The 24932-nt window shown below is 37.9% G+C and carries 28 protein-coding genes; 24 read left to right on the top strand and 4 right to left on the bottom strand.

Going from position 1 to position 24932, the window contains the following annotated elements; all coding sequences use genetic code 11:
• Positions 1 to 9: 9 nt before the first annotated feature.
• The 3 genes from MHI35_RS11985 to MHI35_RS11975 are packed head-to-tail and all read right to left on the bottom strand — an operon-like array spanning position 10 to position 2326.
• Complete coding sequence (locus MHI35_RS11985; protein ID WP_335349021.1) at positions 10 to 708, bottom strand: amino acid ABC transporter permease; 699 nt, start codon at positions 706 to 708, stop codon at positions 10 to 12.
• Positions 705 to 1565, bottom strand: coding sequence for an amino acid ABC transporter substrate-binding protein (locus tag MHI35_RS11980; RefSeq protein ID WP_335349022.1), 861 nt, complete (start codon positions 1563 to 1565; stop codon positions 705 to 707). The genes MHI35_RS11985 and MHI35_RS11980 overlap by 4 nt, the downstream gene beginning before the upstream one ends.
• Positions 1562 to 2326, bottom strand: coding sequence for an amino acid ABC transporter ATP-binding protein (locus MHI35_RS11975; protein ID WP_211062986.1), 765 nt, complete (start codon positions 2324 to 2326; stop codon positions 1562 to 1564). Before MHI35_RS11975 ends, MHI35_RS11980 begins: the two co-directional genes overlap by 4 nt.
• Before the next feature lie 144 nt (positions 2327 to 2470).
• On the opposite strand from MHI35_RS11975, the gene MHI35_RS11970 reads away from it, so the two are divergent.
• The 24 genes from MHI35_RS11970 (at position 2471) to MHI35_RS11855 (ending at position 23391) form a co-directional block, all read left to right on the top strand.
• Positions 2471 to 3634, top strand: a complete 1164-nt coding sequence (locus tag MHI35_RS11970; RefSeq protein WP_335349023.1) for an acyl-CoA dehydrogenase family protein — start codon at positions 2471 to 2473, stop codon at positions 3632 to 3634.
• A gap of 303 nt (positions 3635 to 3937) precedes the next feature.
• A complete protein-coding gene (gene blaBPU, locus MHI35_RS11965) occupies positions 3938 to 4726 on the top strand; it encodes a BPU family class D beta-lactamase (protein WP_335349024.1) in 789 nt (262 codons plus the stop codon).
• A gap of 336 nt (positions 4727 to 5062) precedes the next feature.
• A complete protein-coding gene (locus MHI35_RS11960; RefSeq protein ID WP_417894675.1) occupies positions 5063 to 11908 on the top strand; it encodes a DNRLRE domain-containing protein in 6846 nt (2281 codons plus the stop codon).
• 6 nt (positions 11909 to 11914) lie between these two features.
• Entirely contained in the window at positions 11915 to 12598 is a 684-nt protein-coding gene (locus tag MHI35_RS11955; protein WP_335349026.1) for a DUF7003 family protein, read from the top strand.
• Positions 12599 to 12625: 27 nt separating this feature from the next.
• Positions 12626 to 13285: a DUF7003 family protein gene (locus MHI35_RS11950; RefSeq protein ID WP_335349027.1), complete on the top strand. Its 660-nt coding sequence runs from the start codon at positions 12626 to 12628 to the stop codon at positions 13283 to 13285.
• Positions 13286 to 13399: 114 nt separating this feature from the next.
• The gene (locus MHI35_RS11945) at positions 13400 to 13867 is read left to right on the top strand and encodes a hypothetical protein (RefSeq protein ID WP_335349028.1); all 468 of its coding nucleotides are present in this window, start codon (positions 13400 to 13402) and stop codon (positions 13865 to 13867) included.
• Between the two features lie 152 nt (positions 13868 to 14019).
• Positions 14020 to 14679: a hypothetical protein gene (locus tag MHI35_RS11940; RefSeq protein ID WP_335349029.1), complete on the top strand. Its 660-nt coding sequence runs from the start codon at positions 14020 to 14022 to the stop codon at positions 14677 to 14679.
• A 98-nt stretch (positions 14680 to 14777) separates the two neighbouring features.
• Positions 14778 to 15089: a hypothetical protein gene (locus MHI35_RS11935; RefSeq protein WP_335349030.1), complete on the top strand. Its 312-nt coding sequence runs from the start codon at positions 14778 to 14780 to the stop codon at positions 15087 to 15089.
• A 75-nt stretch (positions 15090 to 15164) separates the two neighbouring features.
• Positions 15165 to 15500: a hypothetical protein gene (locus MHI35_RS11930; protein ID WP_335349031.1), complete on the top strand. Its 336-nt coding sequence runs from the start codon at positions 15165 to 15167 to the stop codon at positions 15498 to 15500.
• 47 nt (positions 15501 to 15547) lie between these two features.
• On the top strand, positions 15548 to 15790 hold the full coding sequence (locus MHI35_RS11925; protein ID WP_335349032.1) for a DNA-binding protein: 243 nt from the start codon (positions 15548 to 15550) through the stop codon (positions 15788 to 15790).
• Between the two features lie 65 nt (positions 15791 to 15855).
• The gene (locus tag MHI35_RS11920; RefSeq protein WP_335349033.1) at positions 15856 to 15978 is read left to right on the top strand and encodes a hypothetical protein; all 123 of its coding nucleotides are present in this window, start codon (positions 15856 to 15858) and stop codon (positions 15976 to 15978) included.
• A 12-nt stretch (positions 15979 to 15990) separates the two neighbouring features.
• On the top strand, positions 15991 to 16536 hold the full coding sequence (locus MHI35_RS11915) for a hypothetical protein (RefSeq protein WP_335349034.1): 546 nt from the start codon (positions 15991 to 15993) through the stop codon (positions 16534 to 16536).
• A gap of 49 nt (positions 16537 to 16585) precedes the next feature.
• Positions 16586 to 16777, top strand: a complete 192-nt coding sequence (locus MHI35_RS11910; protein ID WP_335349035.1) for a DUF2750 domain-containing protein — start codon at positions 16586 to 16588, stop codon at positions 16775 to 16777.
• A 16-nt stretch (positions 16778 to 16793) separates the two neighbouring features.
• Complete coding sequence (locus tag MHI35_RS11905; protein ID WP_335349036.1) at positions 16794 to 16955, top strand: DUF2750 domain-containing protein; 162 nt, start codon at positions 16794 to 16796, stop codon at positions 16953 to 16955.
• A gap of 24 nt (positions 16956 to 16979) precedes the next feature.
• Complete coding sequence (locus tag MHI35_RS11900; protein ID WP_335349037.1) at positions 16980 to 17609, top strand: hypothetical protein; 630 nt, start codon at positions 16980 to 16982, stop codon at positions 17607 to 17609.
• Positions 17610 to 17665: 56 nt separating this feature from the next.
• Positions 17666 to 18271 (top strand): hypothetical protein, encoded by a 606-nt coding sequence (locus MHI35_RS11895; protein WP_335349038.1) that lies wholly within the window; start codon positions 17666 to 17668, stop codon positions 18269 to 18271.
• Positions 18272 to 18364: 93 nt separating this feature from the next.
• Entirely contained in the window at positions 18365 to 18841 is a 477-nt protein-coding gene (locus MHI35_RS11890; RefSeq protein ID WP_335349039.1) for a hypothetical protein, read from the top strand.
• 150 nt (positions 18842 to 18991) lie between these two features.
• Positions 18992 to 19339, top strand: coding sequence for a YxiJ family protein (locus MHI35_RS11885; RefSeq protein ID WP_335349040.1), 348 nt, complete (start codon positions 18992 to 18994; stop codon positions 19337 to 19339).
• 18 nt (positions 19340 to 19357) lie between these two features.
• Entirely contained in the window at positions 19358 to 19735 is a 378-nt protein-coding gene (locus tag MHI35_RS11880; RefSeq protein ID WP_335349041.1) for a hypothetical protein, read from the top strand.
• Between the two features lie 53 nt (positions 19736 to 19788).
• Positions 19789 to 20658 carry an alpha/beta hydrolase gene (locus MHI35_RS11875; protein ID WP_335349042.1) on the top strand — a complete coding sequence of 290 codons (870 nt, stop codon included), beginning with the start codon at positions 19789 to 19791 and terminating at the stop codon, positions 20656 to 20658.
• Positions 20659 to 20733: 75 nt separating this feature from the next.
• Complete coding sequence (locus tag MHI35_RS11870; RefSeq protein ID WP_029708013.1) at positions 20734 to 21090, top strand: winged helix-turn-helix transcriptional regulator; 357 nt, start codon at positions 20734 to 20736, stop codon at positions 21088 to 21090.
• Positions 21091 to 21338: 248 nt separating this feature from the next.
• Positions 21339 to 21971, top strand: coding sequence for a 3-hexulose-6-phosphate synthase (hxlA, locus tag MHI35_RS11865; protein WP_012010674.1), 633 nt, complete (start codon positions 21339 to 21341; stop codon positions 21969 to 21971).
• Entirely contained in the window at positions 21968 to 22525 is a 558-nt protein-coding gene (gene hxlB / locus MHI35_RS11860; protein WP_211062994.1) for a 6-phospho-3-hexuloisomerase, read from the top strand. The genes hxlA and hxlB overlap by 4 nt, the downstream gene beginning before the upstream one ends.
• A 140-nt stretch (positions 22526 to 22665) precedes the next feature.
• Positions 22666 to 23391 (top strand): DsbA family oxidoreductase, encoded by a 726-nt coding sequence (locus MHI35_RS11855; RefSeq protein WP_144522158.1) that lies wholly within the window; start codon positions 22666 to 22668, stop codon positions 23389 to 23391.
• 247 nt (positions 23392 to 23638) lie between these two features.
• Here MHI35_RS11855 and MHI35_RS11850 read toward each other — a convergent pair whose 3' ends face one another.
• A complete protein-coding gene (locus MHI35_RS11850) occupies positions 23639 to 24739 on the bottom strand; it encodes a GntR family transcriptional regulator (RefSeq protein ID WP_044139549.1) in 1101 nt (366 codons plus the stop codon).
• Positions 24740 to 24932: the final 193 nt, after the last annotated feature.

Genomic DNA, 24932 nt, shown 5'->3' with positions numbered 1-24932 from the left:
ATCGCCTCCTTAACGTGACAGGCTGGTGCGGCCTTTGACAAATTTCCTTTCAAGCAGCATGGTGATCAGTTCAATACTCATGCAAATAAGCCAATACACAATCGCAATGATCACATACACCTCAAACATACCGATTCCGTAGTTATTTCCTAAAATGATCTTCACCTGTCCCATCATATCAATGAGTCCGATTGTAAAGGCAATCGCTGTGTCTTTCACGAGATCAATGGTGTAATTTCCGAGGTTCGGCAGTGCAATGAGAAAAGCCTGCGGGATAATGATCCTGATCAATGCCTGAGTATCTGTCATCCCAACAATGTAGGCGGCCTCCATCTGATCCTTCCCGACAGATGAATATGCACTGCGAAAGACTTCAGATAAATAAGCGCCCGTATGTAAAGAAAACGTCATCATCACAAATAACATACGATCCCAATGATTGATTTGAATCCCTGCTACAAGTAAAAGCTGAGGCAGGCCAAAATAAATCAAGAAAAGCTGAACAATTAAAGGCGTACTCCGTGTAAAAGATAAATAAACAATCGCCAGTTGCTTTAACACTGGGATTTGTTTAATACGGATACATGCAAATAGCAAGCCGATGATGATAGCAAAAAACAATGACACGATCATAATGAGAAAAGTGAGTGGCAGGCGTTCAAGCACCTGTAAAAAGATTCCTAGCCAATCTCCAGCTGTAAACGTCATGACGCTTCCTTCCTTTCTTCATTTTGATCGTCTTGCTCTGTGATGTCATCAATATCTTGAAAGAAATCAACCCCAAACCACTTTTTCGCCAGCTTCGGCAGTGTTCCATCATCAATCATCTCTTGTGTGATCCGGTCCAAATCTTCTGCAAGTTGCTTCTCGCTTGGCTGCAAGACAAGATAGATAGGCTCCTTTGACACAATGCCGCCAACTTTGACCTTTAAGTTCAAATGCTTTTGAATGGTATCAAAGGTTGAAATGTTCATAAATGCTGCATCGGACCGTCCGCTTTCAACACGCTTTAAGTTGAGTTCATTTGAAGGGCTCTCAATAGTCGTCAGCGGAATATCCGGATCATGTTCTTGATTATATTGATTTAAAATTGAACGCAAGCCCCCGCTAGGGCTGACAGGAGCCAGCTTTTTAGATGTCATATCATCAAGCGATCGAATCTCCTTGTCTGATTCATTCACAATTAAACCTGTCATCGAATAACCGTACGGGACCTTAGGGTAAAGGAAACGCTTTTCACGTTCAGGGTTACTAAAAAACCAATTAGCCGCCATGTCAAACTTCCCAGCGCCTACACCAATTAAATTCGATTCTTCCTCGCCAAAAATGTAATCAAAATGTATGTGAGGGAGCCTCTTTTCCACTTCATTTAAATAATCAATGTTATAGCCAATCGGTTCATTTCGGTCATTTGTGGCTAAAAAGGGTGGATTGACCTCTGCACTCAGTGCGACTTTTACAATTTTTCTACCATCTTCTGTCGTGGTTTTCACACTGCTACAGCCCATCAGAGAAAGAAATAACAGAAGGACACCGGACATCATGAATGCTGTCTTTTGCTTCATTTGTCTTTCTCCGATTCTTGCCACATGCCGCGATGAATTCTTGATAAAAATTGTTTCGTTCGTTCATGCTGTGGCTTCAATAGGACGTCTTCTGGCGAACCTTTTTCAACGATTTCACCATCTGCCATAAAGATCACCGTATCCGCCACGTCCTTTGCAAAAGAAATTTCATGCGTCACAATGACCATTGTCATCCCTTGGCTCGCAATATCTTTGATCATTTCAAGAATTTCTCCTACCATCTCTGGGTCCAGAGCCGACGTAGGTTCATCAAACAAGAGAACTGAAGGGTTCATCGCAAGTGCGCGGGCTATGCCAATTCGCTGCTGCTGACCGCCAGATAATTCACTCGGAAACGCATCTTTTTTATGAAGCAGGCCAATCCGCGTTAAAAATTGCTCCCCGACCTTTTCAGCTTCTTTTTTAGACATGTTTTGAGACACGATCAATCCTTCTGTAATATTTTCAAGTGCTCGTTTATTCTGAAACAAGTGATAATGCTGAAACACCATGGAAGATTGCTGCCTGAGTTTCAGCAGATCTTTTTTATGAAATCGTTCAAATTGAATCGTGGCTTCACCAACTGTCAGCTCTCCTTTGTCTGGAATATCGAGGCTGTTTAAGCTGCGAAGAAGTGTGGTTTTTCCTGATCCGCTCGGTCCAATAATGGCAACCACTTCACCTTCTTGTACGGTGAAATCAATGCCTTTTAACACATGGATCTGCCCATAAGATTTATGTAGATTAGTAGCTGAAATCATAAAAGCATCACGTTCCTTTGACATATGTACTTAATATTGATAAAATTTAACACATTAAATCCTATAAGTAAAGTGTGTTTTATTTATTCCGATTGGAAAAATCAGATATGATAGATTGTGAGAAACAGAGGAGTTGGATACGTTTTGTCTAAAGCATTATTTGTCGATACCGATTTTCAAAAAACATGGCTTCATCAACTAGAATCTCTTCGTGAAACGATCGAACAAACGGCAAAAGAACATGATGAAGGCGCTTATTTTCCTGAAAAAAATATTGAATCATTAATAGAGATGGGCTATACAACGTTGTCTCTTCCTGCTGAATACGGAGGCGGCGGTCAATCTGTGAAGGATATGGTTCTGTTTCAAGAGACACTCGGCAGTATGGACGGAGCAACTGCCTTATCAATCGGCTGGCACCAAGGGGTTGTAGGCGAGATCTACGAAAAGAAACAGTGGAATGAGCAGCAGCTGCAATTCTTTGCGGAAGAAGTGAAGAAGGGCGCCCTCGTCAACCGTGCCGTAAGTGAGGCGCAGACAGGCAGTCCAACAAGAGGCGGGAAGCCTGGGACAACAGCTACTAGATCAGGTAATGAGTGGATTATCAATGGACGTAAAATTTTCACAACGATGTCACCAGCGCTTACATACTTTTTAGTCGGTGTATGGATTGAAGAAAAAGAGGCTATGGGCTTCTTCTTAATTCATCGTGAGACAGCAGGTGTTTCAATAGAAGAAACGTGGAACGTTGTGGGCATGAGAGGAACTGAAAGTCATGATTTAATTTTAGATCAGGTGAAGGTTTCAGATGATATGCTTGTTGAGGTGCAAAAAGGGCCACGCGGTGGTACGCTAAATCCTTGGATTGCACATATTCCGTCCTGCTATTTAGGGATTGCACAAGCAGCAAGGGATTATGCTGTTCAATATGCCATCACCCATTCACCGAACAGCATCAACGGCACAATTAGTGACCTGCCAAATGTCCAAACACTGATTGGCGAAATCGACTTACTATTAAAGCAAGCACGCCACGTCATCTACTCAACGACCACATTGTATGAACAGCCAGAAAAAAGAGAGCTGTTAATCAATGAATTTGGTGCTGTGAAGCATACCGTCGTTAATCATAGTTTGCAAGTTGTCGATAAAGCTATGCGTTTAGTCGGTGCGAAAAGCTTAAGCCTAGACTGTCCACTGCAGCGCTACTATCGAGATATTCGTGCCGGGCTCCATAACCCACCAATGGACGATATGACGATATCAAAAATGGCGAAACAGGCGATTCAAGAGAAAAAAGAGAGCTAATATACAGCAAAAAGCCGGATATAAGCAGGCTTCAGCGTGTAGACAAACCCTCGCATTCTTTGTCAGTCCTGCGCGCTGGTGCTCACGAATGTTAAATTCGCTCCGCGCCAGTGCTCGTCCTTCCTAGACTGCAAAGGTTTTCAGGCCACGCTGAAAAGAAGACAAAGGGCTAAAATCAAGATCATTTTAGCCCTTTGTCAACAATTTGAAAGTCGGATATTTGAAAAGAGGACATGCGTACCTTATGTCCCATCGCTTCAGCATGCTACAATCATGTAAATCATGAGAAAAGGAGCGATTGTTTTGAAGAAAAAGTATATAAAAGGGCTGTTTATTGGCATCATGCTGATGGCACTTTGTAGTAGCCAACCTTCATCAACTGAAGCAAGATCACCAGCGTGGTCAGTAGATGAATTCTTTAAAAATCGGGAAGGCACATTTGTGATTCAAGAAGTAAAAGAAAAGACCCCATGGGTGTATAACAAAAAAAGAGCGAAAGAGCGCTTTGCACCTCAATCGACATTTAAGGTAGCAAATGCCTTAATCGGACTCCAAACAGGCGCAGTGAGAGATGAATACGACATCAAATATTGGGATGGCGTAAAAAGAGAGATTGACAATTGGAATAGAGATCATACATTAGGATCTGGCATGAGAGATTCAGTCGTCTGGTACTATCAAGCCATGGCACGTGACATTGGAGAAGAACGCATGAATCATTGGGTGAAAGCCATTCATTATGGGAACAAAGACATATCTGGCGGAATCGATCAATTTTGGTTAAGCAGTACCCTGCGAATTTCTCCCATCGAACAAGTTCGTTTTCTCAAACAGCTATATGAAGAGACTCTTCCATTTGACCTAAAGAACATGAGAACAGTCAAACGAATGATGGTACAAGAAGAAGAGAAACACGCCACCCTATACGGAAAAACAGGCTCCGGATCAGACATCGGCTGGTACGTAGGTTTTATCAAACATGAACACAAAACCTACATCTTCGCCACAAATATCAAAGGCACAGGCATAGAAGCAAAAGACATCACCTATCGCATTTTGAAAAAATATCATTTGATAGAAGCATCCGTTTAGGGTGCTTTTTTATATGTGAAAAAGGAGATGTATTGATAAGTTGATGATATGTGGGTTAGTTTGAAAGTATGGTATATTTATAGAAAAATATTGAAGTATCATTTCAAATGTATTATTATATATGGCGTAATGTTACAAATGTTACAAATATATGATAAGGAGATTAATATGAACCTAAAAAGAAAAGTAAAATGGAAAAGGAATATCGCGGCACTACTAGCCTTTGTGATGCTTTTATCAATGTTACCTTCTGATATTTTTGCAGAAGAACATGACAAAAATACAAAATCAAGTCATAACAACTTAGAAGAATTTGATAATTCAAAAGCCCTGGAAATGGCAGGAATTTACGAAGATGAAATTGGAAAAGACGGAGAAGTTCTTTCAGAAAGAACAGAAAACAGCAAGCTTTTTTATGAAGGAGAGGGTGTATTTACACAAGAGGTGTATCCTGATCCAATTCATATAAAAGAGGCTCCAAATGCTGAGTGGGAGGACATCTCTCCTGAATTAAAGACTTCCTCGAAAAAAGAAATAGAAACAGAAAATGCAAAGTTAGAATCAACTTTTCAAAAACAAATGCAGCATGGATTATATGCGACATTTGAACACAAGAAGCATCAAATTGAATTTTCAATTTTAAAAGCTTCAGGGAAAAACAAATCAGAAATCAATTCCAAAGATACCTCTGCACAATTTAAAGAGAACACCAACGAGCTTACATATGAAGAGGTATTTCCAAATATAGATTTACGATCATTTACCTTTAATGAAAATATCAAGGAAGATATTGTACTCAATCAATATGATGGCTACAATTCATTTACATTTAAAATAAAGACAGATCTAACTGGGGAAATTGAGGAAGACGGTTCTATTACATTTTACGATCAGAAAAAACGGACCATTTTTCAAGTCCCAAAACCGTTTATGACGGATTCTAATTTAGATGAAAAATCAGGTGAAGTGGCTCGCTCAGAAGATGTGAGCTTTAAATTAGAAAAAGAAGACGATGGCTATTTACTTCATGTGACAGCAGATGAAAAATGGCTCAAAGATCCTGAACGAGTTTATCCTGTGTCTATCGATCCTTCGACTTCTTTATCTGTGTCAGCAGACACATTTATCATGAGTAAGTACCCAACAACAAATTATTCATCCTCTACGCAAAAATGGGACGCTAAACTTAAAAGTTATGTACTCAAAACAGGTTATTACGATAAAACAACTGGTACAAACTATGCGTTCATGAAGTTTAACTCATTCAAACCGATTCAAAATATGAATGTAACGAAAGCGACGCTCAAAACATATGTTGCTCATTCATATTACGGGACGAAGGCTACTGGTCTTTGGCTGGATACAGTGAATGCCAACTATGATCATACAAAACTAACGTGGAACAATAAACCAAGCTCTAAAAACATCGGCAAAGCCAATGTATATAAAGGACAATGGGCGAGCTATGATGTGACATCAACCATCAAAGCTTGGAATAGTGGAACAGCTAACTATGGCTTTAAATTACATGCAAATGGAAATGGGCAAGACCATTGGAAAAAAATAATCTCATCAACAAACTCTACCAATAAACCAGTCATTGAAGTAACGTATACCATTCCACAAGCAAATGCACCAACTGTAAAAGGTTTTAGTAATGGAAATGGTACAGGCTACTTCAATTTAAGTTGGAAAAAGGTAGCTGGTGCAAAAGGCTACAAAGTGTGGTTATACAACGGAAAAGAGTATGAAGCCATTTCAGTTGGAAATGTGGCATCATGGAGTACAAAAGGAAAGAATATATGGCCAACAGCAAGCGAGATTGCTGCTAAAAAATATAAACTTCATTTAGACGGAAAAGGTGGAACTGAATTAGCAGTTGATCCTTCCCCAGTTTACAAAAACTCAGGTGGCAATTATGCGACAAGTAAAAATTATTGGATAGCTGTAAGTGCGATTTTTGACCAAGGTGAAGGCGCAATGTCAGCAAAAGTAAAACCTGTCGTGCCGAATGTGGCTAGAGCGAAAGCACCTAGTACAAAAGGATTCAATAATAATAATGCAACTGGTTACTTTGATCTTTCTTGGAATTCAGTTTCTGGTGCGACCGGTTATAAAATACAAATGTTTAATGGGAAAAGCTATGAGACATTGGATCTTGGGAATCAAACTGCATGGTCAACAAAAGGGAAAAAAGTATGGCCGACAGTTGCTGAGATCAAAGCAGGTAAATATGCATTGCACCTCCAAGATGGAAAAGGGGCAGAGCTTCCAATTCATCCTGGTTCGACTTACAAAAATGCTGGAGGAGATGCGGCTCAAAAACATTATTCCTTCAGAGTGATTGCCTATAATAAAGATGGAGAAGCTATTGCTTCACCGCCAGCTGGACCAACTTTACCTGATTTATCTAGACCGAAAGCTTTATCTGGATATGCTTATACCAATACAAAAGAGAGCCAAACAGGTTATTTCAATTTACATTGGGACAAAGTGAAAAATGCAAAAGGATATAAAATTAACATCTATAATGGTAAGGCATATCAATCATTTGATGTAGGTGATGTCGATCATTGGACAACACAAAACAAGAATATTTGGCCGACTCCTACTGAAGTTAAAGATGGGAAATATGTGCTTCATACAGATGGAAAGGGCGGAGAATTAGCGCTAGACCCATCACCAGTATATGAAAATGCAAATGGAAATTATAAAGGACGCAAGAACTACTCCTTTACTCTTTCCGCCTACGATGCAAATGGAGAAACCATTCCGACACCAGCCTTTAACCCGACATTCCATGAAGGGGCCGAATTCCTTGGAACAGAGGATTACTGGTCGATTATTGATATACCAGACGGCCAGCTTAATGGTGCAACTGGGAATGTGATTGTCAGTGAAGAAGAAATGTCGATTGATGGAAGAGGACCAGGACTTGGAATGGGTCGAACGTACAATAGTTTAGATGCAGCTGACCACCTGTTTGGTCAAGGGTGGTACGCAGATGTAGAAACGAGTATCACGCCAACAAAAGAAGGTGTCATCTATCTTGATGAAGATGCCACAACTCATGTTTTTACAAAAAAAGCAGATGGTACGTATCAACCACCAACAGGTATTTTCCTTGAATTAACGGAATCAAAAGATGAATACATGTTAAAAACGAAGGATCAAACCTTTGCACACTTTAGTAAAAACGGCGGGAAAATCACCAAGGTTGTAGATGGACATAAAAATACAACGACATACAAATATAACGAAAACAATCAGCTCACTTCAATAGAAGATGCATCTGGCCGAAAAATAACAATGGATTATGATGAAGATGGTCATATCATCTCGGTTCAAGGACCAAAAGGGAAAAAGCTTTCATATGAGTATGATGCAGGTTTACTAACGAAAGTCATAGATTCAGATGGAACAAGTATCTCATATGAATACGATAAAGAAGGCAGATTGATTAAACAATTCTCTCAAAACAGTACAAAAGATCAGCCTGTTTTTACAGAATATCAATATGAAAATCATCGTTTAGTCAAGGCAATCAATGCAAAAAAAGAAACATTTGAGTACGCATATGATATGTCTAAAAAGACACTCATGCTGACGCAGCCAAACGGTCGGAAAATACAGTATACGTATAACGAAGCAGCCAATCCAATTCAAGTTGTAGATGATGCGGAAGGTTTGAAGATTACGACCAAAACCAAATATGAAGGAAATCAAATCGTTGAAGAAGCTGATCCGAATGATGTAGAAAAAGGGAAAGCTTCAGAAAGCTATTCGTATGATAAGAACGGCAATGTTATTCAAGCAAAAGATGCTTATGGCACAGAAACCTACGAGTATAACAAAAACAATGATGTCACTAAAGTGAAAGATACAGAAGGAGATATTACAGATATCGCCTACGATGGATTAGATGCTGTATCTGAGACAGATCAAAGTGGAAATATGTCTTCAGCAAGTATTTATGATTCTTACGGGAATTTGATACAAACGAGTAAAGAACTTGCTGCTGGCGCGAGTATTTTGAAAAATGGCAGTTTTGAAGATACGCTAACTGGCTGGAAGCTTACAGCATCTAAGGATGACGGGAAATTAGCGCAAATAGCTGGGAAAAGTGGTGCGTTATCGGGGGGCCGAGTATTAGAGGTCAGTTCACAGTCGACAACTGAAGGAACAGAACTTGGCTATTCTTCGGCTACACAAGAAGTAACGCTAGAGCCAAATACGACGTATACACTGAGTGGAAAAATAAAGACAGAGCTAACGAAAGCAAGAGCATTTTTTAACATTGATTTAAGAGATACAAACAATAAACGAATTCAATGGATCAGTAACGGTTACAGTACATTATCAGGCAAAAACGATTGGACAAAACGCCAAGTCACGTTTACGACGCCATCTCATGCAGGCAAAGCTGTGATCTATATGGAAGTGGATCATCGTGATAAGGCTGGAAAAGGAAAAGCCTGGTTCGATGAGATTCAGCTAGAAAAAGGCGAAGTTTCATCAAGTTATAATCCAGTCAAAAATAATTCCTTTACGGATAAAACAACAAGCTGGAGCGGAACAGGTGGTTCATTAGATAATGAAGAAGGCTTTAACGATGACGTTTCGTTAAAAATGACAAGAACCTCTTCAACTCAAGCGAATGTCATCTATAAACAATCTGTACCAATTGAACAAAGTGCAAATGATCAATCTGTGTATGTCACATTGACTGGGATGTCTAAGGCTGAAAATGTCAAAGCCTCAAGTGAAAATGACTACTCACTTCAAGCGTCCGTTACGTATACAGATGGCACAACAGGAAGGTTTAATGCGAAATTCCCAACCGGTACACAGGAGTGGAACCGAGCGGCGGTTGTCATACCAAAAACAAAACCATTGAAAAAAGTCGACGTACAGATCGTTTTCCAAAAAAGCGCGACTGGAACGGTTTGGTTTGATGATATCCGTCTAGTAGAAGGAAGTCTTTTAACAAGCACCACTTACGACGAGAAAGGGAACTATGCTGTTAAAGAAGAGGATGAGCTTGGTTACTCATCTCAATCTGCCTACGATGAAACAGGCAAAAAACTTTCTGAAACAGATGCGAAAGGCGAAAAAACAACATTCGAATATGACCAGGCTGATCAGCTGAAGAAAATCACTTTATCTAACGGGACATCCATTGTGAGAACCTACGATAAAGAGGGCAATGAACAGTCGAAAACCATTCGTGCAGAGTCAGATCAGACGTATCAATTCGAATACGACCTAATGGGCAAATTGACAAAAACCATTGATCCATTAGGGAATGTGTTGAAAAGTGAATATGATGCGAATAGCAACTTAATCAAAACCATTTCTGCAAATGGACATGAAGTGTCTCTCACGTATGATGGAACAGACCGAGTGAAATCCAAGTCATACAATGGGACAGAAAAATATCACTTTAGCTATGATAAAAACGGAAACGAAACAACGGTTGTTAACAAAGAACAAAACACAACCAAAAACAGAACGTTCGACCAACAAAACCGCATCACAAAGTTAACAGAGCGTGGCAGCAGCCAAACTTGGACGTATCCAGCCAATTCAGATAAACTGAAATCCTTTGAGTGGACACACGGAAATCAAAAAGGAACGAACCAATTCAGTTACAATAAGCTTGATCAAATGACGCAGATGAAGGATTCGAGTTCTACGTATTCGTTTGATTATGATGAAAATGGAAATGTTCAGTCCTTTATTACAGGTAACGGCAGTGGTGCTAGCTTTGCTTATGATGAGCGCAATTTAATTAATGATTTGCACATTGGAACAAGCCAAGGCACGACGATCTTAAACGAAGCTTACGAATATGATCAAAATGGAAACAGAATAACGGTTGATCAAGGAAGCACCGGGAAGATTCGTTATGAATATGGAAAATTAGATCAATTGATCAAAGAAACTCATCCAGATGGCACGGTCATTGGGTACACATATGATGGGTTTGGAAACAGAAAAACAGTTACGACTGAAAAAAATGGTACTAAAAAAACAATCAACGCATCATTCAACATCATGAACCAGCTGACAAAGGTAAATGATGAGACTTTAACTTATGACAAAAATGGCAACCGAACGTCTGACAGGCAATTCCTTTATGAATGGGATGCAGAAGATAACATAACGGCCATCACGAAAAAAGGGGAAGACAAGCCATTTGTCACTTACAAATATGATGAGCGTGGATACAGAATTCAAAAAACATTGAATGGAAAAGTCACCAATTACTTTTATGACGGCGACAGCCTGAATGTTTTATACGAAACAGATGGAGACAACGAAGTCACAAAAGCATACACATACGGTGAGAGTGGACAACTCCTTGCATTCACGCAAAATGGAAACAAATATTTCTATCACTACAATGCACATGGTGATGTCATAGCCATCACAAATAGTGCAGGAAAAATCGTTGCTGAGTACGAATACGATACATGGGGCGTCCCAACAAAGGTAAAAGAAGATGAAGAAGTAAAAGGCAACCCATATCGCTATGCAGGTTATCGCTTCGACGAAGAAACAGGACTTTACTATTTAATCGCCCGCTACTATGAACCGAGAAACGGAGTATTCCTATCACTAGATCCAGACCCAGGAAGCGATGGAGATGCACTAGATCAAAACGGATATACCTATGGCAACAACAACCCAGTCATGAATGTAGACCCAGACGGCCATTGGGTATGGTTTGTTGTCAATGCAGGATTTGCGGTATATGATGGATACAAAGCTTATAAATCGGGCAAGGGTTGGAAAGGCGCAGCATTAGCAGCAGCTTCGAACTTTGGACCTGGGAAGATATTTAAAGGTGCGAAAAGGGTTTATAGTTTTGCGAAAGGTAAAAAATACTTAAAGCCAGGCCCTTTTGCTAAGAGATCTATTCCAGCGAGGAGTACAAGTAGTAGGCTTAGAAAGAAAGAACGTAGAATCCTTAATAGAATTGGAAATACACACGGTTGTCATACGTGTGGTGCGAGAGCCTCAGGTACAAAAAGTGGAAATTGGATAGCTGATCATCAACCTGTATCACAATTGAGAAAAAAAGGCCAAGCTCAAAAGTTATTTCCTCATTGTCAGACTTGCTCTCGAAAACAGGGTGGGCATGTAAGTGCAATTATTAGAAAAAAATCTAGGAGGTAATTAAAGGTGAAAAAAGAAGAGATCTTATTAATACTGGATCAGTCTTTTCTTAAAAAAGAGATGCCTCTTTTGGATAATGGAAATTTTGATTTTGTCAAAGGTAGATTTTCTGTATTTGTTGGAAGAGAAGATTGGCTAATTACAATTCAAATATTTGGTTTATCCAAATTGGGACCGGCCATAGATTGTTTTGCCATTGGAAATCAATTAAACAACAAACCTTCGAATACTTTGTTAGACTTTCCTTTTGATTTCATTGATCAACATAATACAATTATTGTGGATGAAGAGATAGAACCAGGTTTTACAAAAAATCCAATTCATATTAAATTAAGAGATCAATTTTTTGAATTTCATATTTCTGAGTCCTCTCAAACCCAAATAAAAGAAGAAAATGAATGGATTGTTTGCTTGAGAGAAATGGCTAAAGACCAATTGTTTCTAGAGAGGCTTTGGTTGACAAGTAAAGAACAACTAGAATTATTCAATTTAAAATCAAGTTATACTCAACTGTATACAACTAATTCATGGTTTCACCCAGAATCGGATAAACATCTGCCTAGCCAAAATGTTTTTTTTCAAACAGTTGCTGAGAGTATAGTTTTTCATGATTCTAGTATTATCAAAAATGAAAAAAAGAATACTGAATGGAATTTATGGGCACATACTGACTCGGTAGAATATTATTAATCTCATTGTTAAAAGGAGAAAATACTAATGAATTCAACACAAATTCTTAATATATTAGACGAAGAGTTTGATAATTTAAATCGTCCTATTTTTGAGTGGCGTGAAATGAATTATATTGGAAGTAAATGTACAATTATTCGCTTGAATCATCAACAGTGGTTGATAGCAATACAATCTTTCTTATTAGATAAGAAAGGTCCTTATGTGACAATAGATTTTTACCGTAATGATACACAAAACAGATATCAAAATATACTAATGGACGACTTGACTTTTAAGTTAGATAATAATAGTTACATCCCTTTTTCAGATATTGAGCCCCATCATTTACAATTAATAAAAGAAATAAAGTTTAATGAAGACTCTTTTTGTTTGAAAAATCTAAATCTACATGATGAAATGGATAAGAATGGTAAATCTTTTTTTAGAAATCTTTATGAAATACCCTCTTTTAGAAATTTTCTTTGGAAAACACCAAGCTCTCTTTTGAATTTTGTGGGTTTAAAAGAAGGTTATGAAAAAGTATTTGAGACAGAGGAATGGGAGTATCCAGACTACTTAACAGAACCAAGTGAGACAGTATCATTTAAATCGTTCGCTCAATTTTTGGCAAATGAGGTAGACTCCGTTAATGTTGGTATCCCAAATAATCATTGGATGGAATGGAAAGATTATGATATTGATTGATCAATGAGAGCATGAAGATTCAAATGAATACTTTTAAGTTTGCAAACAAACCTCCACTTATCAGTAGGAGGTTTGTTTGCTATAAAGATCATTTGAGTTTGTACAGTAATTGAGGTGAAAAAATTGAAGAAAGTTAAATTAAACACGATGACCAAAGAATCTATCGCAGATATCGAAAAAGAAATAACAAATACCGCACTGAATCTAGTGAAAGAAAAACAAGCGAAATTTAAAAATTTAGGTTTAACAATCAATGCTGAATTTGGAAGGTTTGTATTCGGAAAAAAATATAGAGGAAGAGAAATTCAAGTTTCAGATTGTTTTACAGCAGGATATCATTCATCCATATATTTTTCAGTAGATTATCTAAATGGCGAAGAGTTTCATGATGGTGAAGAAGGTGATCTAGGTTATTGTATAGACCATCTCGATATTTGGATTTGTGTATCGAATAATCTTGTGAGCAAAAAAGGATATTTAAGAGTATTTGAAAATGAATCAGATTTGCGGGGAATGATTATACCATTAATTGATGAGTTGTATAAAGAAGCAACAGAAATTCTTCAAATCCTACGCAGCTAGGATTTTTTCAACCGGTCTAAAAGGGAGAGAAATGATGCTTACATAGGATCAAGATAAGGTAGAGCATTTGCAGTAAAGAAAGCAAGTAATGGAAAAAATGAGCAAACATTCAAGGTCATGGTGATAAAAATTTATTAGGAGGCTTATAAGAAGTGTATTTAAAAAATATACAATTAATGTCAGATGATGATCGTGGAATTTTAGCCAGCCAATCCCTTTGTGTGACTGAAATGTTTTTATACGAATTAGAAAAGAAATTTCAAACAAAAGATTGTGAGGCTATTGTTTTAATATGTGGCTCTTTTAAAGACTACAAATTAATTAGTACTTCAAAAGATGAACCAGACATCTTATTTTTAAAAAATACGTACGAGCTGGAAGTACCCTTCCGTTACAGTGAATTTGAACATGCAATAAATAAGAAAAAGATCTTAGCCGACACTTTGGAAAAAGCGATGCTCTATCTGTGTGAACTGAAAAATTGGGACAGTCAGCAAGTCAAAGCGGCATTTCAAAAAATGAAAGAAAAGGAATATAAAGCAGAGATAAAAGGAAAACAAAGAAAATTAAGTCCTGATAAAACAAAGAAAGCATATCCTCTGATTGAATTAGATTTAAAGCAGTTTACTCTTTATCTTGTAGTTGAAGACAATAAAAGAAATATCTTAGATAAAAAATTAATTGCAGAAACCGATACCTACTTAGAAGATATTTCGTATCATATGAGAGAGCTTAAATGGTTAACGGATCATGAAGTGGCACTTTTCAAACGTGCACATAAAACAGTTTATACAAGTATACGTTTATCGTGATAAAGCAAAATGAGAATAGCATACATAACACTTGATGAAATAAAGAACGCATTATATAAGGTGTGTATTCTAAATGGGCTTTTGGGAAAAAGAACATCATGATCGGTGATGATGGATTAGATATTTTTGAAGAAGCGATCGAACAATTTTATGAAATGACTGAGGAACATTTGGAGAGAAAGCCAACAATTGATGAGATGCTTTTGACAATTATGATGGCTTTAAACAATGGAGGTAGTCACTATTTTGATGATTTAAACGACAAAGAAGTAACGGACATTAAAATAACAACTAAAAAAGCAAAAAATTTAAGTGACATTGAACCAGGAGCTATTATTGAACTCCCATTAGAAAAATATGGAAAATTTAACTATGCTTTGATCATTTCGGGTGAGGGAAAAAATCAATAATATGATGATATTTTAATCCAATACTATGATTTGTTTGTTGATGAAAGAATAGAAAAAAATGAGTTAAAACAATTGATGAAAAAAGAGAATGGACTATTTGTTGCAAATACAGGCCTGACAGGCTTTTTAAGTGGTTCATGGAAAGTCATCACAAAAATAAGTCAAGATTTTATAAAAGAAGAGGATCTTCAAAATCTGAAATTCGTGGAATACCGAGATGGAAATTATTACGTAAGCGAGGGGAAAGAAGGTTCCATTGCACCTGTTATGGACCTAGAGGTTGCTGATCCAAAAATCGCTAAAATGATATTTAACCCGATTGGTATGTATGGCGAATACACTATTATAAACATTCTTTCTTTATATTTTAAAGGGATGTCAATGGAGGATATTATCAAATATGAAATATAGGCAGTTTACAACGTGAAGTGAGTTTTGAGAAAGGAATGGTGTAATGAATGGACGAGCCCAAAATGCTAGACTGTTTAAATAAAATAAGACAAGTCTTAAAGGGGATGATCACAAGAGAACAAGTATCTGATTGGGCTGAAATTTACGTTTCTTCAGACGATCCAGAAATAGACGATGATCAAGTTTGGGATATGTTGATTCTTTTGAGTGGAATTGATTTGAAAGATTCACCTAATTCTTACTTACATTGTGTAGATGATTTGAATGATTGGATAGAAAAGTACCAATAGTTACTATATATCAGCTTACTATATTCTTATGGTTAAGCCCCCATCTAATAAAAGGAGTGAATGTTATGCCTGAAACAGTTATCGCAATTCCAGGATTTTGGTCACATCATTTAAAAGAACTTGAAGAATTGAATGATTATATATTCGTGAATGATCGAATCATACATAAACGAACTGGAACTTATTAAGACCTTGAAGTAGTGGATCATATTGATCAATTAAGCGAGACTTTCCTTCCAAATGAACAATTCAATTCAGAAGAACTTAAACAAATAGATACGCATCAAACATGCTTGTATATCATTGGGATGACTGAATCCTTAGAAGAAATAAACGCGCTTGTGCAAGTTACTACGGATTTACTAAAGATTGATGGCATGGCAATAAAAGTTGAATCATCAGGTCGTTCTTTTATGAAGAAGACATGGCAAAGTTTAATAGAAGAGTTCAATCCTTATCAATATATGACTTCTATTGTTCAAGAAAGTGATGTTATATATGTGACAAGTGGTTTTCAACAATTTGGAGAGCCGGAAATGATGTTTGAAGGGTTTCATGCTGATGAAATAGAGCGGTACTTTTTAAACTGGATAAACAAATCTATACAAGAAAAAAGAGAAGCTTTAAAAGAAAAGGTGATCTATGATGAAGGTCAGCAGATAAAGTTAGATCTTATTGAATACGATTTTTATCCCGAAGATGATTTGTTTTACAATCCATATGGAATCGTCGTCTTCAATAAGTAATGTCTAAAAACAAGCCGTTACAGTAGATCAATAGAAAAGGAGTGTCGCGATGTCCATGCATCCGAAAGAATTAGAAACCACCGTCCAATTACCTGCGAAAAAGCGTTATGACTACTTCATTAAAAAGATTGTTGATTTTGAAGAAATATGGTCATTAAGAAACGAGAAGGGATGGGTGATATCAGAGGATGAACATCGTGTGCCGCAGCTTCAAGGAGCATGCCGCTTATTGTGCGATTGAACCATGGGGAAAATCTATGCCAGAAATGATTGATTTAGACGATTTTTTAGAAGAGTGGCTGCCGGGAATGATAGCAGATGGAATCAATCCGTCGATTTTCTATAATCGAAATGATTCGGTTTCAATTGAAATTCATACATTAAAAAAAGATATAGAGGAAGAATTAAAAAACTACTAGTTCAACAAGAGTGGAGGTAGTTGTTTGAAACGGCTTGAAGACTTATTTATTCGTTCAGAAAAAGAATTCAAATTCTATCAGAATTTAGTAGACCATGTGTTTGACACAAATAAAGAGCTACCACAACAAGTCTTCCGTAAGACATTTGACTGTTTTTTGTTTCAAGAGTTTGATTGGGCATTGAGTGATGATATTTTACCAACCATTAAAGAGTTATCATTTGTTACACAAGATAGAGAATTTTTAACTGCAGTCCTTCAACCAGATCCAACCGAATATTATTTGAAGGAATTTGGTTATTATAATTGGCTGAAAGCGAATGTAAACATTTCAAGTGAGGATTATGTTAATGCACTATGGACGCATCCAAAAGAGTCTATAGCAGATGATATCATAACGAATTCGTACATAGTGGTCTGGTTATCGCATTCTTTGCAGTGGGCGATTTGGGCAGATAGAGATATGGAAATTTGTATCATAGGAATGGCATCAACAAAAGATTCTGTGAAAAATAGGTTATTAAAAGAAGGGTGGAAACCAATGGATCACCCTGTTTTAGCAAATTGGTTTGAAGGATTATTGAAGGATCAAAAAACATTCAATGACTATTACACCCATATGCTTTCTCATTATGCGTCATGTTACAAGCGGTGAAATGGAGTATCAATGACTGATGATAGACTTACCCGAAGATATGAAAGGAGCATAAAGTGAAACATTTGTTTATATCCGATCCAAAAGAATTTGAACATGTTCTATCGTTTGTTCATTCGCTCGTTCACAGGACAAAAACATTCCCTAATCAAGTGTTGCAAACGAACCCCCCTCATTATTTATTCGAAGAATTCCATTGGTTGTTATCAGATGATAGCTGGGAAACGTTAAAAGGTTTAGCTTTGAATCATCATGATGACTATATACTCATGGCTGTATTAGATGAGCAGCAGAGCATGGATGATTATTATTTTAATTTTGGTTATTATCCTTGGGTGAAAATCCCGTTAAACCTCACGCCAAGTGATTATCTTGATCTCTTAACGGCTTATCCGATAGAGAGTGTAAATGATAGAATAATGGATATTGCTTCACGTGTGATATGGGTTTCCCCTTCTGCGAAATGGATCATTTATGGCGAAAGAAGTTATGAGATAGGAGTACTAGCAGTTCATCAATTAGAACAAATGAATAAACAATTGTTAAAAACGTGGAGAACTTTAGATGAGATTGTATTAGATTGGATTTCAGTTGTATTTCCGAATCAAAAACTTCCTGATGATTTTAAAAAGGAACTGATTCGGAATTATAAAACTAAATAATAAATTTTATTTATATCTACATGATCTGATTTTGATACTGTAGAATATTTTTAGTTTTGTCTGATGTTTTTAATCGATGAGGTGGAGCGAGTCATGAGAATCATATTAGCAAAAGAGGAAAATTTATTCAAAGTAAATGAATTAATAAAGAAAATCAATTTAAACGTAGAAGAGTATAACTGGGTCATAAGCGATGTGACACTCACAATGCTTCATGATCGGAAAAATCAATTCCATTCAGAAGTGATGCCAGATTATACGGATTTTTTATTTCTGAAGGGTGAACATTTCAAAAAATTCCTAAACGACTATTCTTATTCTTTTATTTTCGCTGTTTTGACCGCATTGCCTCGTCATGTAGATCATTTGAATATTAGTTCAATACCTCATATTGAAGATAATGAACGATATTGGAACGTGAATTATACACCCGTTATCCCTCAAGCCGTGTTTGAAATCGGTTTTTTTGATTCGACAGATGTTATTTTTACGGGAGATCAAAATATCTTAAGCGAATTTCGAAAAAAAGCGAACTTTATTTCATTTGAAGAATATTTACAAACTCCGTGACACGATTCGTTAGGAGAGTGAATGAAATATTTAGTATTTTAGAAAGATGGATCGAATGTAGCTATCATCCTCGTGGGATATGGAACTTGTACAATGAACTATTTTAAGAATTTGATACTTTAAAGACAATGAGAGAACGGGGGGAAATCCATGAAAATCAGCCGTGATAAACAAGATTTATTCGATGATGTAAAACAACGTTATCAATACATATTAGATTCAGCTTATCCAGATGATATCATCTCTTTTGAAGAAGAAACTGGTATGTACTCAGATGATTTTTATATGTTTTTTTCACTTGTTGCAGGCAGCTTAAGTTATGTGGTGGATCATAAACGAATACCGAAAAAACAGTTAAACGTGCTGCGTCAGTCATTTGAAGAGCAATATCCTCAAATCAAAACGTATCAACAGATCCTTGAATCTTATCCTTTATTGCATTCCTATGTTCAATACCATGAAGAAACAAGAAAACGCATCATTTCACTTTTACAATAACCTTTTGGAGGACAAAAGATGACATGGTTTTTAGATGAAAAAATCCAGAAACAAATCCCTGATTTCGATATCAGCCATCTAAAGCAAATCAATGAATTTCACTACTTTAAAGAGTATAATGAACATTACGACTTGATCAACTGTATTCATCTACACATCCCATACGAATCTGCGACCCATAAAGCAGACATTCATCTGAAATTCACGAATGTCTCTTCTGTTAAAATCGAAGATTTGGAGTTAACAAGCGATTCCTCTCTTTTTTTGAACATTCAACTTTTGGATAGAGGCTGGGAATATTTGAATGACTTTGTCGAAGACTATGAAGAACAGTATTTTTCTTTTTATTGTGAAACGGTTCAAGTCATACAAGTCGTTTCAAATGAATCGGGCTAGTCTCTCTACATATGTGCGAATGATGCTTCCCCATCCTAACATAGAAAGGTGCAATGACATTGAATCGAATGATGAAGTGGCTTTTATTTGCAGCAGTCATCGCTGGCTTATTGATATGCGCATTCTTTGTGTTCCGTTTCAACCAGCCTAAGCCGACGACAAACATCCATTATGCAGACACACAAAACAAACAGCAAACCCTCGATATGTACATGCCAAAGGGTAAAGATGAAGACAAAAAGAAGAAGCATCCAGTCATGATCTATCTCCATGGCGGCGGCTGGACGGGCGGCGATAAGAATAGAGTCGCTTCAAAGGCTGATTATTTTACCGGTCAAGGGTATGTGTTTGTTTCAATGAATTACAGGCTTCATCCTGATGCCAACTACGAGCAGATGGCAGATGATACGGCAAACGCCATTAAATGGGTGAAGGATCATGCGGATGAATATCAAATCGATTCATCAAAAATCAATGTTATGGGTCACTCAGCGGGCGGTCATTTGACGGCGCTGGTTGCCACAGATTCGACCTACTTAAAACGTGTGGGGCTGTCGCCAAAAACAATCAATTCCATTGTTGTTCTAGACGGACCGTTAAACCTCAATCAATTTATACAAGCTATCCCATCGTACAAAAAAGTCTTTGGCAAACAAGAGGAGAATTGGACAAATGCATCACCTGTCACTTATATGAATCAAAAGAATGTACCTCCTGTCTATTTGGTGACAGGCTGGGAAAATCCTGAGGTGTACCGTTTTGCAGAAAAACTGAATCATGATAAAGGATCTCGGTTTGTTTTTCGGGTCCATTCGCTGAGCCACAGTGACTTGAATAAATGGTTTGGATCAGACAGAGCGCCAAAAGAAGCACAAAAAATGACAGAGGCTGTGATGGCTTTTGTCAAAAAACAAAATCAATAACGAAGACCATATGCTAGGCAATCCATTTTGCCGCAGTATATGATTAGGGTAAATGGTTTGTAATAAAAGGAGTGTATGTTGTTGTCATCACGTATGGAAAATAAAGTGTTCAACTGCGAAAAAGAGCTGACGCTGAATATTATCGGCGGTAAGTGGAAAATGCTGATTTTATGGCACCTTGGCAGAGAAGGGACAAAACGGTTTGGTGAGTTAAAGTCGTTAATGCCTGGGATTACGCAAAGAATGCTTGTCAATCAGCTAAGAGAATTAGAGGAAGACCACATTGTGCACCGGGAGGTTTATCCTGTCGTTCCGCCAAAGGTTGAGTATTCCTTGACAGAACTAGGAGAAAGCTTAATGCCGATTTTAGAGGCGATGTATGATTGGGGAAAACAATATCTCGATAGCAATTTTTTAAAGGATGATAAATAGAAAGACGATAGATGTAGACAAAGGGTTAAAATTACTTTATTTTAGCCCTTTGTCTTCTTTTCAATCACGCTGAGATATTGGCCGAAAAGACAGTGTCTTTTTTGTAACCATATGCGAAAAAGTATAGTATGTAAAAAAAAAGTGCGTACTTGGAATGCTCCCATCCTGTTGTTATACTCATTTCATCGTGCAAGAAGCCCTATTCACGGAGCTCTTGAAGATGAGATGAAAAATAGGAGTGAACGTTCATGAAATTACAATTAGCATTAGATTTAGTGAATATACCAGAAGCGATTGAGCTCATCAAAGAAGTAGAAGGATCGATCGATGTAGTCGAAATTGGAACACCTGTTGTGATCAACGAAGGCTTGCGTGCCGTTAAAGAAGTCAAACAGGCATTTCCAAACCTACGTGTACTCGCCGATCTGAAAATTATGGATGCGGCCGGTTATGAAGTGCAGCAGGCATCTGAAGCTGGAGCAGATATTGTGACCATTCTTGCAGCGGCAGAAGATATGTCCATTCAAGGAGCGGTGAAAGAAGCGAAAGCAAGAGGGAAACAGATTTTAGTGGATATGATAGGTATCAAAGATATCGCTGGCCGGGCAAAAGAGCTGGACGAACTTGGAGTCGATTATATTTGTGTGCACACAGGTTATGACCTGCAAGCGGTTGGTCAAAACTCATTTGCTGACCTTCTGACGATTAAACAAGTTGTCAAGCAGGCGAAAACAGCGATTGCAGGCGGAATTAAGCTTGATACGTTACCTGAAGTCGTGAAATTAAACCCTGATTTGATCATTGTCGGCGGTGGTATCGCAAGCCAGGATAATAAAGCAGAAGTAGCCGCACAAATGAAGCAGCTGATCGCACAATCATGAAGACCAGTGACTATGTGAAAGCCATTTTAAATGAGCTTTCTGAGCACTCGCCGGATATTCAAGACGAACAAGCAGAGCGGCTTGTCTCAAGCATTTTCACTGCAAGAAAGGTCTTTGTGGCAGGGGCTGGCAGGTCTGGTTTGATGGGAAAATCATTTGCCATGAGACTCACACATATTGGCGTGAAGGCGTATGTGATCGGTGAAACCAATACACCTTCCTTTACAGAAGAAGATCTCTTAATTGTTGGGAGCGGATCTGGCCGTACAGAGACCTTGCTTGTCCTTGCAAAAAAAGCAAAAGCAATTGGCGGAAAAGTGGCAGCTTTCACGCTTTCTGCTCAGTCACCTTTAGCTGATCTATCGGATGAAGTCATCTTACTGTCAGGTGCACCGAAGGATCAACAGGAAGGAAGCCATCATACCATTCAGCCAATGGGCTCGCTATTTGAACAGTCGCTACTTCTGACATATGATGCGGTCATTTTGCGGTTAATGGAAATGAAAAAGCTCGACACACAGACAATGTACGGGCATCATGCAAATTTAGAATAGTCATGTTTAAAGCCTTTCCTTTCTTAGAAGGAGAGGCTTTTTCATTTCCATCAAGCTCAGAATCTTGACATAACTGATTTGTTGTAACTATAATTGTTACATCGTTAAAGAAAAAGCGTAAACACGGAAGGAAGATGAACATGAAAGTACAAATCTGGTCAGATATCGCCTGTCCTTTTTGTTATATAGGAAAAAAACAACTAGAAACAGCGCTTGAACAATTCCCTCAAAAAGAACAGGTGGAAATCGAGTTTAAAAGCTTTGAGCTTGATCCACATGCACCTGCTGATGTCGATTTTGATGTCCATGATATGCTCGTCAAAAAATATGGGATGAGCCGCAGCCAGGCGATGGCGATGAATGAGCAGGTGAAGCAGTCCGGCAAAGAGAAAGGAATCGATTTTCAATTTGATCCACTTGTGTTGACTAACACCTTTGATGCTCATCGATTGGCGCAATATGCTGGTCAAATGGGGAAAGGCGATTTCGTTATGGGAGAGCTGTTTCAAGCATATTTTACAGATGGAAAGCATGTTGGCGATCGTCAAACCCTTTTAGACATTGCAGAAAAAGCAGGTCTTGATTTGCAGGAAGTACAGCAAATGTTAGGCGGCGAAGAGTTTGCTGATCATGTCCGAAAAGATGAACAAGAAGCGAGACAGCTTGGTATTAATGCTGTTCCGTTTTTCTTGATCAATGACAAGTATTCAGTTGCAGGTGCTCAGCCAGCTGATACGTTCCTGCGTGCACTTGAAACGGCATGGACAGAAGAAGCAGCTCAAGCTGAGAAAGCGGCTGCTAATTCGTTTGAAGCGGCATGTGCAGATGGCGTATGTGCAGTGCCTACTCCTAAAGAAGAAGCGTAATAGGCAAGTTCCCTATCTTTCTAAAAGATGGGGATTTTTTTATTGATTAATTATGGATGAAGGGTGATAACACTTAAATAAGAAGTTCAGTAAATCGTTTATTCTTATACGGAAAAAAGAAACAAACATTGCTTGTGATTGATCTCATTCATCAGGGAAAACATATGTCTTTCATGTCGAGAATCATACCATTCACAAGTAGATGTGGTCGAATTCTAAAATAAAATGAGCCTCTTGCGGCAAGGGCTCATTTTTTTCTTGCATTCATTTGTTTGATCGTTTCACCTGGAACCAATTCAGGTTCATAAAAGGTTTGATGAGGGAGATTCTTTTTCCCTTGCACTTTTTTTATCATCCAGTCTGCTGCATCCCTGCCCATTTGCTCCTGAGGATGGGTCAAAGTTGTTAGCTTCACATTGGCATTTTTCTGGGCAATATACGAATTGTCCTGTCCAATAATGGAGAGGTCCTCTGGAATGGAGAGTCCGATGTCACTACATACATTGGCAACTTCTAATCCAACCTCATCGTTATAGCAAACAAGGGCAGTCAGCTCATGCTGATGCTTTAATAAGAAAGTTTTAATATCATCCCCCAAATGCTGCTTCGATTCTGTATCGAAAAAGAGGACATGCTCAGGCAGAAAATTAAGCTTCGCTTCACCGAGCGCTTGAATATAGCCTTTCATTCGGTACTTTCCTTGTAAATCATCTGTTTTTGAGATCAGACCAATTTGCTGATGCCCCGAGGTGATCAGCTCTTTTGTGGCTAAATAGCTGGACTTCACATCATCCAAACAGAGAAAAGGAACCTCTAACTGCTCATAATAGGCATTGATCATAATGAGCGGTACATCCTGTTCTTTAAAGGATAAATAGTACGAGATGTTTGGGTTATATAAATTACTTTTCGTCGGCTCGACAATGAGTCCGTCCACACCAAAGGACAGCATCATTTCGAGCGCTTTTTTCTCCTGTTCTACATCATTATTTGTACTCGCCAGTAACAAAGAATAGTTCTCTTCGTTTAATCGGCTTTCAATGCCTCGAATGATGGAAGGAAAAATGTAATCGGATATGTATGTCGTGATCACCCCAATTGTTTTCATATGCGCATGTCCCGCAGGCTTTGTTTGATATTGATTGGTCACAAATGTGCCTGAACCTTTTTCACTTCGCAAAAAACCTTCGCTCGACAATTCTAAGATGGCCTTTCGAACCGTATGCCTGCTCACTTGATACATCTCTTGCAGGCTTGATTCAGTTGGAATACGTTCCCCGATCCGGTAATCTCCTGTAAGTATTTTGCTTTTTATATCATCGATAATGATCTGGTACTTCTTTTTCATCGTTTCACTTCTTTCTCAGTTGATCATCTACTCGGATTGAGAAGAAATTGTATGGACATATTTTAACATGGTTGTCGAATCAAAAACAGGCGCCTTCCCATTCTGACGTCCCAGCTTTAGAAAAGTGCAGGTTTTTGTCGTATTATGTATGCACAACTATATTTATTATTGACATATGTACGTACAAATATTA

This window comes from Bacillus sp. FSL K6-3459 (assembly GCF_038003305.1).
In the GTDB taxonomy this organism is placed as follows: Bacteria; Bacillota; Bacilli; order Bacillales; family Bacillaceae; genus Bacillus; species Bacillus pumilus_O.
The sequence above is the reverse complement of the archived record's forward strand: the minus strand, read 5'-3'. Positions and strand labels throughout refer to the sequence as shown.